General features: G+C 38.1%; 12 protein-coding genes. 11 read left to right on the forward strand and 1 reads right to left on the reverse strand.

Annotated features, from left to right (window positions below):
* The first annotated feature begins 36 nt into the window (after positions 1–36).
* The 5 genes from KVT27_RS04015 (at position 37) to KVT27_RS04035 (ending at position 4,910) form a co-directional block, all read left to right on the forward strand.
* On the forward strand, positions 37–765 hold the full coding sequence (locus KVT27_RS04015) for a LysM peptidoglycan-binding domain-containing protein (RefSeq protein ID WP_217580782.1): 729 nt from the start codon (positions 37–39) through the stop codon (positions 763–765).
* Between the two features lie 146 nt (positions 766–911).
* Positions 912–1,667 (forward strand): metallophosphoesterase, encoded by a 756-nt coding sequence (locus KVT27_RS04020; RefSeq protein WP_208704496.1) that lies wholly within the window; start codon positions 912–914, stop codon positions 1,665–1,667.
* A 113-nt stretch (positions 1,668–1,780) separates the two neighbouring features.
* Positions 1,781–2,746, forward strand: a complete 966-nt coding sequence (locus KVT27_RS04025) for a YpdA family putative bacillithiol disulfide reductase (protein ID WP_036124550.1) — start codon at positions 1,781–1,783, stop codon at positions 2,744–2,746.
* Positions 2,747–2,803: 57 nt separating this feature from the next.
* Positions 2,804–3,364, forward strand: a complete 561-nt coding sequence (locus tag KVT27_RS04030; RefSeq protein WP_036124552.1) for a glycerol-3-phosphate acyltransferase — start codon at positions 2,804–2,806, stop codon at positions 3,362–3,364.
* 4 nt (positions 3,365–3,368) lie between these two features.
* On the forward strand, positions 3,369–4,910 hold the full coding sequence (locus KVT27_RS04035) for an aminotransferase class V-fold PLP-dependent enzyme (protein WP_036147651.1): 1,542 nt from the start codon (positions 3,369–3,371) through the stop codon (positions 4,908–4,910).
* A gap of 28 nt (positions 4,911–4,938) precedes the next feature.
* On the opposite strand, the gene KVT27_RS04040 is transcribed toward KVT27_RS04035, so the two are convergent.
* Positions 4,939–5,907 (reverse strand): asparaginase, encoded by a 969-nt coding sequence (locus tag KVT27_RS04040; RefSeq protein ID WP_036124554.1) that lies wholly within the window; start codon positions 5,905–5,907, stop codon positions 4,939–4,941.
* A gap of 84 nt (positions 5,908–5,991) precedes the next feature.
* Between KVT27_RS04040 and prsW the strand changes: the two genes are divergently transcribed.
* The 6 genes from prsW to rpsA all read left to right on the forward strand — a co-directional run bounded on the left by prsW (position 5,992) and on the right by rpsA (position 11,651).
* Positions 5,992–6,666: a glutamic-type intramembrane protease PrsW gene (gene prsW / locus KVT27_RS04045; protein WP_036147653.1), complete on the forward strand. Its 675-nt coding sequence runs from the start codon at positions 5,992–5,994 to the stop codon at positions 6,664–6,666.
* A gap of 96 nt (positions 6,667–6,762) precedes the next feature.
* On the forward strand, positions 6,763–7,596 hold the full coding sequence (sleB, locus tag KVT27_RS04050) for a spore cortex-lytic enzyme (protein WP_008180429.1): 834 nt from the start codon (positions 6,763–6,765) through the stop codon (positions 7,594–7,596).
* Positions 7,597–7,611: 15 nt separating this feature from the next.
* Positions 7,612–8,895: a PepSY1/2 domain-containing protein gene (locus KVT27_RS04055; RefSeq protein ID WP_036124559.1), complete on the forward strand. Its 1,284-nt coding sequence runs from the start codon at positions 7,612–7,614 to the stop codon at positions 8,893–8,895.
* 86 nt (positions 8,896–8,981) lie between these two features.
* Positions 8,982–9,641 (forward strand): flagellar brake protein, encoded by a 660-nt coding sequence (locus KVT27_RS04060; RefSeq protein ID WP_036124560.1) that lies wholly within the window; start codon positions 8,982–8,984, stop codon positions 9,639–9,641.
* Positions 9,642–9,737: 96 nt separating this feature from the next.
* Positions 9,738–10,412 (forward strand): (d)CMP kinase, encoded by a 675-nt coding sequence (gene cmk, locus KVT27_RS04065; protein WP_036124562.1) that lies wholly within the window; start codon positions 9,738–9,740, stop codon positions 10,410–10,412.
* Between the two features lie 102 nt (positions 10,413–10,514).
* On the forward strand, positions 10,515–11,651 hold the full coding sequence (gene rpsA / locus KVT27_RS04070; protein WP_036124564.1) for a 30S ribosomal protein S1: 1,137 nt from the start codon (positions 10,515–10,517) through the stop codon (positions 11,649–11,651).
* Positions 11,652–12,135 lie beyond the last annotated feature (484 nt).

The following is a 12,135-nucleotide window of genomic DNA, read 5'->3' on the forward strand; positions in this document are numbered from 1 at the left end:
TGACAGAAAGCGTAGTAAGGTTTGGGGGAAAGACGAATGAGTAAAGAAGATTATCGCGATAAAATAGAAGAACATCGACAATCATTTGAAGATGAGCAAAACGAACAGCAAACATTGTCGAGAGTTTCCAGAATGAATAAAAATGGAGATAAAAACAAAAAGCCAAAAAATCCGAAACGAAGAACACCGTTAATGACTATACTTTTTGTGATATTTATCCTTATCCCATTAACTATTCTTGTTTATTTTTGGAAGTTTTACGAACCAGGGAAATCAATAGAGCAAGCTGAGAAGGACTCAGCTGAACAGGTCGTCGAAATGGATTCTTCAGAGGCTTCCGCATCTGACAAAGACAAAAATAAAGACAAAGGCGATCAAGCTGATCAAAAATCAAACGAGCCATCTAAAGAAGATGCTGATAAAGTAACTGCAGATCAAAAAGAAGCTGAGGCAGCGAAAAAAGCACAAGAGGCAAAAAAGGCTGAAGAAGCAAAAAAAGCGGAAGAAGCACGTAAAGCTGAGGAAGCAAGAATAGCTCAGCAACAGGCAGAGGCAGCGAAAAAGGCTGAAGAGGCTAAAAAAGCAGAAGAAGCGAAACAAAATGCTAAAGCAAGTACACACACTGTCAAAGCAAATGAGAACTTATTCCGTATTGCATTAAATCATTATGGTGATGGTAGTGAGGCGACTTTAGCTAAAATTCGTGCTGCTAATGGTATGTCTTCAAATACCGTTATGGTTGGGCAAGTAATTAAACTTCCTTAAATAAAAGCCATATAATGGTCATATAGTTTAGCGAGTATAAAATAAAGGACAAACGTTCACACCAAAACGTACGTCTGATTTAGCAAAAAGACGATTCTTCATAAGAAACGAATCGTCTTTTTGCTGTCGTAAGGAGAAGTGAGAGAATGCTTTATATAGGGCTATTGCTTATCATAGTGGTCATCTTTTTGCTTTATATGTGGAAGATGGCTCATGAGAACAATGTTTTACATCACCAGCTACTATTAAAGGGAGAGCCGGAGAAGGTACGTTTATTTTTTATTTCAGATGTTCATTTGCGAAAAATTAATAAAAGAATGATTGCACAGCTAACAGAACATTTTGATGCGGTCATTATTGGTGGAGATTTAGCAGATAATCGCACACCTATTTCACGTATTCATGATAATTTACAATTACTAACTTCCATTGGACCTACTTATTTTGTATGGGGAAATAATGATAGAGAAGTGGGAGAAGATCGGCTGAAGAGTATTTTGCAGAAATATCATATTCAAATTATTGTCAATGATGCGGTGCTGTTACCTACGAAAAATCGCTTCTGGCTTAGTGCAATTGAGGATACGACGGTAAAAGAATATAGCTTTGAAAAAGCCTTTGAAAAAGTTGGAGAGCGTGATCTAGTGGTTTTTATAGCGCATAATCCAGAGGTTTTTGCAAAAGTCCGCGCTAAGTACCGTGCTGATTTAATGATGGGTGGACATTTACATGGAGGGCAAATCCGATTTGGTCCATATGGTGTCCATCCTAATGGTTCATATCGAGAGCGAGATGGTGTCATGACTTTAGTAAGCAATGGTTATGGTACTACATTATTGCCAATGAGACTTGGTGCCAAACCACAATGTCATATAATCGACATCGATATTTCAAGTAAATAAACAAACAAAACTTGCTAGAAGGCGTATAATATAAAGGAATCGTCTATTTTCATAATGGATGTAAGCAAGGAACAGCAACTAAAGCTGTCCAAATTCGATTGGAGTGTCAAGAAATGCAGCAAGCAGATGCCATTATTGTTGGAGGAGGCCCATGTGGTTTAGCAGCAGCAATAGCTTTGCAAAATATTGGATTAAACCCCATTGTCATTGAAAAGGGTAATATCGTCAATGCGATTTATCATTATCCTACACATCAAACTTTTTTTAGTACAAGTGAACGATTAGGAATTGGTGATGTGCCATTTATTATTGAAGGACGTAAGCCCAAGCGGAATCAAGCGCTTGTCTATTATCGAGAAGTTGTTCGATTAAAAAACATTCAAGTTAACCGCTTTGAAAAAGTGCAAAGTGTCGTGAAAAATAATGGTATGTTTACTGTTACTTCAGACAAGGATAAATATGAAACACCTCATGTCATTATTGCGACAGGCTATTATGATCATCCTAATTTTTTAAATATCACTGGTGAACAATTACCTAAAGTTTTCCATTACTTTAAAGAGGGACATGAATTTTTTGATACGGATGTTCTTGTTATAGGAGGCAAAAATTCAGCTGTAGATGCAGCGTTGGAATTAAATAAAGCAGGTGCTCGCGTAACGGTTGCCTATCGAGGAAGTGAATACTCTCCAAGTATTAAGCCATGGGTATTACCTGAATTTGAAGGGGTAGTCAAAACGGGAGAAGTTGACATGCATTTTAATACGAATGTGTTAGAGATTCGTGAGCATGAAGTGGTTTTAGAAATAGATGGCCAAGAAAAGGTGTTGCACAATGATTTTGTCTTTGCTATGACTGGCTATCACCCTGATCATTCCTTTATTAAAGCCATGGGTGTCGATATTGACGAAGAAACGGGCCGCCCTTATTTTACACCGGAAACGATGGAAACAAATGTGGAAGGCTTGTTTATCGCAGGCGTAATTGCTGCGGGGAATAATGCTAACGAAATTTTTATTGAAAACGGGCGTTTCCATGGAGATTGTATCGCTCAAACTATTGCTCAAAGAAAAGGATAATGGTGAGGCTGTATAGGCGTGTAGCTTATACAGCCTTTTTAGCAAGGAGGAATATGATTGATTGGTTTGTACTGGCTCTTCAGTTATTTAATAGGAAACTTCATGACAGCATTTTTCGTTGGAAAGATATATGGTGTCAATTTGCAGGAAGAACGCAGTAAAAATTTAGGTGCGCGCAATGCGGGAAGCGTCCTTGGCAAAAGGGCCTTTCTTCTGACTTTTCTAGGCGATGCCTTGAAGGGTGTGCTCGTGGTAGGCATAGGTCGTTTATGGTATTTAGAAGAATGGGTCATTGTTAGTGGTGCAGCCTGTGTGATTGCAGGTCATTTATATCCTTTCTGGCTAAAATGTAAGGGAGGAAAGGGAGTCGCAACTTTTATTGGAGTTGGTCTCGCACTATCACCAGGCTTGTTTTTATGGATGATTGCAGGTACTGCTGCCGTACTGATGTTGACAAGGAGCTTAACATTAGGCATGGTTGGAGGTTTTATCTTTTATGTTGGCGCGATCATACAGGCGGGACAATTAAAGCCCTACGCACTTTTGATGATTGCAATCGTGTGTATGCTCATAAGACATATGTCTAATATTAAGGAGTCATGGAAAAGAGGGAAGTAAAGAGATGTATTGGTGTAAAATAGCTCAAACAAATGAAGAATATGAGGCGATTGCGCGATTGAATTATGAGACATTTGTGGAGGAAATACCACAGCATGAGCCCAATATGCAAAGACTAAAAGTTGACCGATTCCATGAGCAAAATACATATATAGTGGTGTATAAAAAAACAGAATTAATAGGAATGGTAGCATTTAGAGATCAAAGACCCTTTTCAATTGATGAAAAAATTGGGAAGGTAGAGCAATTTTTACCGCAAGCGGTTTGTGACAAGATTTGTGAAATACGCTTACTTGCTGTGAAAAAAAATTATCGAACTGGGCGAGTCCTATTAAAGCTCACACAAGCTTTAAACACATTTGCCTATGAAAAGGGCTATACGGCAGCCGTCATTTCAGGAACAACGCGTGAAGAAAAGCTTTATAAGCAAATGGGTTTTCAACAATTTGCTCCTGCTGTTGGAGCAACGGATGCCCAGTTCTTACCTATGGTGCTTACTAGGGATGTATTTGAACATGACCTACAACGTAGGCTTGCAAAAGATAACTATACTTTTTATCCTGGACCAGTTAAGCAATTAGAGTCTATTGGATATACCAATTTATCGCATCGTACGCTAAGTTTTAAGGCAATCTATGAACGAGTACAGCAAAAGTTACTACATTTAGCGAATACCAAGCATGTTGGAATAATCGTTGGAACTGGAACATTGGCCAATGAGGTGATGCTTGCTCAATTACAGGCCCAGCAATTGGGGAAAGGTCTGATTCTAACAAATGGGGAATTTGGTGAGCGGTTGAGAAAACAAGCAGTCCGTTGGTCATTAGATTTTGATGTCGTTGAACAAGAATGGGGAGCACTATTTGATTGTGAGAAAATAGCGTTATTATTAGGAACTGGAGCATATGAGTGGATGTTGGTCGTGCATGGGGAAACCTCGACGGGGACTTGTAATGATTTAGATGGTCTTAGTCAATTGGCAAAGTGTTATAATGTGAAGCTATGTGTAGATAGCATCAGTACGTTCGGTGCTATGCCATTTTCGTTACAGGACTGTTATTTGGCTACTGCAGTGAGTGGGAAAGCAATTGGGGCAGTAAGTGGGCTCGCATTTGTATTTTCACAATACTTAGCGCAATCCGCCACTACACTGCCTGCATACTTGGACTTAGCCAATTACCAGCAAGGTGCCATACCTTTTACGCTTCCAGCCGTATTGCTTGGTAATTTAGATGAGTCTTTACAAGCCTATCCAGTCCGCTATGAGCAGCTACAGCAACGTTTTGAGGCACTACTGCAGCTGCCCTATATGCACTTTCAATTACCAACAACTCAGTACCCAATGCTTATAACCATTCAACTGCCAAGGACACTTTCAAACCTACACACCGATTTAGCCTTAAATGGACTATTGGTTCATGGTGATAGCCTATATTTACGTCAAAGAGGATTTCTTCAGTTTGCTGTCATTCAGCCAGATTTCGAAGATGCTTTTGTACGTCTTAATGAAATGCTCCACTACTATGAACAAATAATCGAGGCATAAGCAAGTGCTCAATATGAATACATTGGCTTTACAGGAAAAAATCCTTTAAATTTAAAGGCTCTCCAGTTGTGTTAAGTCCAATTAATAATTTTAATCGTGCCTTTTGTCCATTTATACCCGTGGCAAATATCGCACCTAAGTCTTCCAGCATTTTACCGCCACCAATATATCCATATACACCTTCTGCAATTCCATTAAAGCAGCGGGAAACGAGGACTACAGGAATATTTCGTTGGATCAGACTTTCAATGCCTTTAACAACAGAAGGAGGGACATTTCCTTGACCTAACCCTTCAAGCACAACACCCTCATATTTACATGCGAGCACGACATCTAGTAAATCTTCTTCCATACCAGCATAAACTTTTAGCATGGCTACGCGTTTAGATAAATTATTAATTTCTACGTATTGACGACGAATTGGTGCATGATGAAACAAAATACGTGATTTTGTAATCAGCCCAATTGGTCCATATTGTGGAGATTGGAAGGTATTTACTGAACTTGTGCTCGTTTTCGTTGTATTGACGGCAAGATGTACCTCATCGTTCATCACAACGAGAACGCCTTTGTCGCGAGCTTCATCATCGACTGCTACCCGGATTGCCTCCATTAAATTATAAATACCATCTGCTCCAAGCTCATTGGATGAGCGCATGGCCCCTGTCAATACAATAGGGATGGCTAAATTTGTAGTCAGTTCTAAGAAATAGGCAGTTTCTTCTAATGTATCTGTACCATGTGTAATGACAACGCCATCGATTTGCTTTGCTGTAGTTTGTTCCATAATCAAGTTGCGTAATTGAAGCATCTCTTTTGGCGTGATATGTGGAGAAGGTAGGTTAAAAGCTTCTATTTCAATAATGGTCGCTAATGAATTAAGTTTATTGCTCTCTTTCATGAGTGGATTTTCTTTATTGGGCATAACTGCTCCTTCAGCACTCATCGCCATGGAGATTGTGCCGCCAGTATGAATTAATAAAATTGTTTTTTTCATAAAAAATAAAATCTCCTTTTAAAAAGTTTTTTTGTCATTACATGGTATAATAATAGCAGTCTATTGTTGAAAGGAGCCGGCATCATGATCATTTTATTATCTGCTGCCATTGCTCCCGGTCTAGCGCTTTTTAGTTATTTCTATTTGCGCAATCAAATGGCTACGGAGCCAAGAAAAACTTTATTACAAACATTTTTATACGGTGCATTTTTAACGTTCCCGATTCTGTTTTTACAATATGTACTAACAGAGGAAGGGGTTTTTCGATATTTTTACCTTCAAGACGTACTTTTCTCTAGTGTTGTTGAAGAATTTTTTAAATGGTTTGTGCTATTAATTGCCATCTACAATCATGTTGAATTTGATGATCCATATGACGGTATATTGTATGGGGCAAGTATATCACTTGGTTTTGCCACAATCGAGAACGTACTTTATTTATTATCCTTTGGCTTGGATACAGCATTTATGCGCGCGTTATTACCTGTATCAAGTCATGCATTATTTGGCGTAGTCATGGGCTACTATTATGGACGTGCTAAGTTTTCAAAGTTTGCCAAGACGAAAGAAATGATTGCTATGGCGCTTTGTGCACCAGTGGTACTTCACATTCTATACAATACAATATTATCATTTAAAGGTCACTGGATTTATTTAATGATTCCTTTTATGCTGTTTTTATGGTGGTTTGGCCTACGAAAGGTGAAACTAGCGCATTATCATCTAGTACAACATTTGCATATGCATAAAAAAATTTAAAGCGTAGAAATCGTCAAGATTTCTACGCTTTATTCTTTTTTATCATGTATAAATTGCCTCTTTTGTTTCAAGCTATAAAAAAAAGGAGTGATAAAAGTGCGTTTAGTAAGCATACTTTTTGCTTTGATATTGGGAATTAGTATAATTGCGATTCCTCAAAATGAAGTGATTGCCTTTAGTGACCAGCAAATTACTCGTGGTGCCTATGGAGATGATGTCATTGAATTGCAAGCAAGGTTACAATACTTAGGTTTTTATAAGAGTAAAATTGATGGGAAATTTGGCTATAACACATACTGGGCATTACGTAATTTCCAAGAGAAATATGGTTTACCAGTAGATGGTATCGCTGGAGCGAAGACCAAAAAAACAATAGCTGGCTATTCTGATTACGATGAAAAATGGGTAAAAGCGCAATTAAATGCCGGTAATCAATTTACCTACTATGGTGGTGTTCCTCTTGATCAGCAAGTGAATAAAGGGACTAGTACAGGTAGTGGTGCCGGTAGTGGTGGAGGAAATAGTAGTGGTACTACTAATAACAATGGAACACAAACTCAAGTTCCTCCTAAATATACAGAGCGAGATTTACAGCTAATGGCGAATGCTGTGTATGGAGAAGCAAGGGGAGAGCCATATGAGGGACAAGTAGCCGTAGCGGCAGTTATTTTAAACCGTTTAGAAAGTCCCGATTTCCCGAATACGATTTCTGGCATTATATTCCAACCTTTAGCATTTACAGCTGTTGCAGATGGACAAATTTGGTTAGAGCCTAATGATAGAGCAAAAGAAGCTGTTATTGATGCAATGAATGGCTGGGATCCATCTGAAAATGCTTTGTATTATTTCAATCCGAAAACGGCAACAAGTAAATGGATTTGGTCTCGTCCACAAATTAAACAAATTGGAGAGCATATTTTCTGTTCATAGAAAGGAGGAAGATAGATGAAAACTTGGCTCGTGGTCTTAACGATAGCTGTTATCGGGTTAGGGGCATATAGTATAGATTTACATGGTGATAAAGAAGATTTACAACGTACTGTTCTAGCGCAGTATACAGATAAGCTAACAGATGCATCTGAAAAACTATCTCATCTACAGCGATCAGTCTCACAATCCCTACTGTTTCAAGATGAGCAAGCCATTCACAGTGAATTAGATTCAGTTTGGCGTTTAAGCTCAGAAGTTCGTTCTTCCATTGCTAATATTCCGATAGGGCAAGAATTATCTAATGAATGGATGAATTATTTAGGGCGACTTGGCGATGAAGCGAAGAGAACTGCAAAAACAGGCGATTATGATGCTTGGCGTGAAAAAATGCCACAGGTCTCTACGAATTTACAAGCTCTTTCTGATGATTGGACAGCTGCAACCGTTGATTTTTATAAACATAATGGGAAAATGGATGTTTGGCTACAGCAAGTCGATAATAAAAATCCAAACACGAATTTTGATAAAGTGAAAGACACGTTAAAAGGTTATGGAGAAAAAGATTTCCCGCTGACATTATCTGAGTCAGATTGGCAGAAAAAAATTGCATTAAAAGCTTTACAGGATGCTGAAATTACAGAAAAAGAAGCGTTGGAAAAAGTGAAGCATTTATTCCCAGTTATTAAAGATGCAACATTTACTGTCACAAAAAGCAGTGACACCGCACCATATCCTTTCTATCACATACAATTCCATCAAGGGATTCGTTTAGGGTATGTGGATTTAACGGTAAAAGGAGGACATTTACTGTCCTATTTAGTAGAACGCCCTGTTGACGAGGCGAAGCAGTCACAAGAGGAAATTCTCAAAAAAGCCGAAGATTATGTTAAGAAATTAGGCATGAACGATTTAGCCTATGTGGAATCTCGTGAAAACCATCAAGCATGGCATGTAACGTTTGCCCGTGTACATCCAGGAGATAACGCATTAATTTATGCTGATGGTGTTCAACTTAAATTAGCAAAAGATACAGGTGAATTATTAGGGGCAAACGCGATGGAATACATTCAAGAAGAAAATATTAAAAAGCAAACAGCAAAACCAATTGATTGGAAAACATTCTTCCAGGATGATATTCAAGTGCAAGAAGTAAAAAATATTTATACAGATAATGGTGAATTTGAACAACGTCTATGCTATGAGGTCATTGCCTTGCGTGATGGTAAAACACAAGAAACATTTAGAATCGTCATTGATGCAGAAAATCATAATGTTTTAAAAGTGGAATATTTAACTTAATAATAAGAAAATACTACCAATTTTTATAGCCAAAATTAATATCTCATGAGATAATTAAGCCATATTTATTGTACGGGGAGATGCTCATGGAGATTAAAATTGGCACACAATTACAACTTGAACCGACTTATACAGAGCGTGTGGAGAAATTCCGCTGTAAAGTTGTAGAGCAACAAGATCATATTCTTTATATTGATTATCCAATTAATATGGCGACAAAGAAAACAGCATTTTTGATAGATGGCTCTGAATTTAGAGCAACCTTTCGCACTGAGGACAAACAATCATTTGCCTTTAATACGGAGGTAATAGGTCGTAAAGCAGGCCATATACCTATGATTATGTTGCATTGCCCAAAGCCAGAGGAATTTATTAAAATTCAACGACGAGAATATGTACGAGTTGAAACACCCGTGGATGTGGCCGTTCAGTTCAAGGATCACAAATATCAGTTAGTTGCTGCGGATATTAGTGCAGGAGGCTTGGCCCTTGTTTTGAAAGGTGAAGTGGCTTTCAATGATGGGGATGAGGTGAAATTAACGGTTGCCTTACCATTTGCCAATGGGGATGTGAAATACGTGATAACAGAGGCAACTGTCGTGCGTATTTTTGAAAAAGATTCTAAACGAATTGCAACAATCCAGCTAACGGATTCTGATGATGTTGACCAACAACATATCGTGCGCTTTTGCTTTGAGCGTCAGTTAGGCAATCGTCGTAAAGAATTGAATCCCTTTAATGCTTAATATTTTGCATAGTAATTTTTTAAAAGCCCTCTCCTAGCAGAGGGCTTTTTATAGGTTATATGATACAATATGAGGGGACAGAAAGTAGGGAAGAATATGAAAAAAAACATTCAAATTGCGATAGACGGGCCTGCTGGTGCTGGTAAAAGTACTATTGCAAAAATTGTTGCTGAGGCACTTGATTTTACTTATATCGACACAGGTGCAATGTATCGAGCAGTTACGTATAAAGCGATGCAACAAAACATATATTTAGATGATGAAGCAAAATTAGCTGAAATGTTAGCAGCAAGTACTATTGATTTAAAGCCGTCTCCACAAGGGCAGCTTGTCTTTTTAGATGGTCACAATGTATCAGCTGATATTCGATCAAATGAAGTCACTTCATCAGTTTCTCAAGTAGCTGCCCATGCAAAGGTTCGTGAGTTATTAGTAGCTCAACAACAAAAACTCGCAGCAAACGGTGGCGTCGTTATGGATGGCCGCGATATTGCTACACATGTATTGAAAGATGCAGAACTAAAGATTTTTATGTCTGCAACGGTAGAGGAACGCGCAAGAAGACGATTTATAGATAATCAAAAAAGAGGAATCGACTCTTCACTTGAAAAACTTCAGGAAGAAATTGCATTACGTGATAAAAAAGATAGTGAGCGTGAAGCATCACCACTTATTCAAGCAGAAGATGCCGTATTTTTAGATACGACAGCGTTGTCTATCGAAGATGCAGCACAAGCTATTTTAAAATTAGCACAAGAAAAAATGCTATAAATCCTAAAATTTCAGACATTTTTCAAATTTAAAGGATTTATTTTTGTCTTTGTCTTCAATATCGAATAAAATAGTAAGGGAAGATGCGAAGGAGGGTTACATATGTCTGAAGAAATGAACTATGCAGAACAAACGTTTAACGAGGGTGATATCGTCAAAGGTATTGCAGCGCAAGTTGATGAAAAAGCAGTATCTGTATCAATTCCAGGTGCACCATTTGATGGTATTGTCCCAATCAGTGAATTATCAAGCTTGCACATTGAGAAAGCTTCTGATGTCATCTCTGTTGGAGATGAGTTAGACCTGATGATTACAAAGGTTGAGGAAGAAAATTTTGTCCTATCAAAACGTAAAGTGGATGCTTTAAAAGCATGGGATACACTTGAGCAACAATTTACCGCGGGAGAAATTTTCGAAGCGGAAGTGAAGGATATTGTTAAAGGTGGTCTTGTCGTAGATTTAGGTGTACGTGGCTTTGTACCAGCATCGCTTGTAGAAGACTACTTTGTCGATGATTTTGAGGGCTATAAAGGCAAAACTTTAAGCTTTAAAATTGTTGAGCTTGATAAAGAAAAGAATCGCCTAATTTTATCTCATCGCGCAGTAGTGGAATCAGAAAAAGCTTCCCAAAAGCAAAATGTTATTAATCAAATTAAGGCTGGCGATGTTTTAGATGGTAAAGTACAGCGTTTAGCATCGTTTGGAGCATTTATTGACCTTGGTGGTATCGATGGGCTTGTCCACATTTCACAAGTGTCTCATGAGCATGTAAGCGATGTGAGTGAGGTTTTATCAGAAGGACAAGGTGTAACTGTAAAAGTTCTATCTGTTGATCCAGCAAATGAACGCATTTCATTATCAATCAAAGAAACGATCCCTGGACCTTGGTCTAATATCGAAGAACGTGCAGCAAAAGGTGCTATTTTAGACGGAAAAGTGAAACGTCTTACATCTTTCGGCGCATTTGTGGAAGTTTTCCCAGGTGTTGAAGGATTAGTGCACATTTCGCAAATCGCTCATAAACATATCAATACACCACATGAAGCATTAAAAGAAGGACAAGAAGTACAAGTAAAAGTCCTTGATGTTAATGCTGAAGACGGTCGATTAGCGCTAAGCATTAAAGAATTACTCGAAAATCCTGAAGCAGAAGAAGTGATTGACTACGAATTACCTGAAGAAAACACAGGTTTCTCTTTCGGAGACGTAATTGGCGATCAATTAAAAAACTTTAAATAAGAAGAACGCGAGGATACAAGATTGTATCCTCGCTTTTTTGTTGGAGTGATGAGATAGGATTTGCAAAATGATAGATAGAATCAATGAAATGGGAGAAAACCTATAAAGTGATGGATAGGATTCGAAAAGTGAGGGATAGAACCAGCAAAGTGACGTGAGGCAACGAAGTGGGATAAACCTCCAAAAGTGATGGATAAAAGCATCGAAGAAGAAAATCCATAAAGTGACGGATACAACTCTCAAAGTGACCGATACAACCTCCATATAACGAAAAAACCTTCCAATTGATAAAAACCAAAAATCAACGGACCTACCCTCAACAAACCTTCCACTCACGCACTCAAAACACATTATAAAACCGCGAAAATAAATCGTTTGGATTGGTAAAGCCATACATAGCGTTCTACTTTATGGATATGATATGATATAATGGCATTTTTCGTGTATAATAGCGAAAGACAAGAAGTTGGAAGGATGAAGTACA

Source organism: Lysinibacillus sp. GbtcB16, from assembly GCF_019091145.1.
GTDB lineage: Bacteria > Bacillota > Bacilli > Bacillales_A > Planococcaceae > Lysinibacillus > Lysinibacillus fusiformis.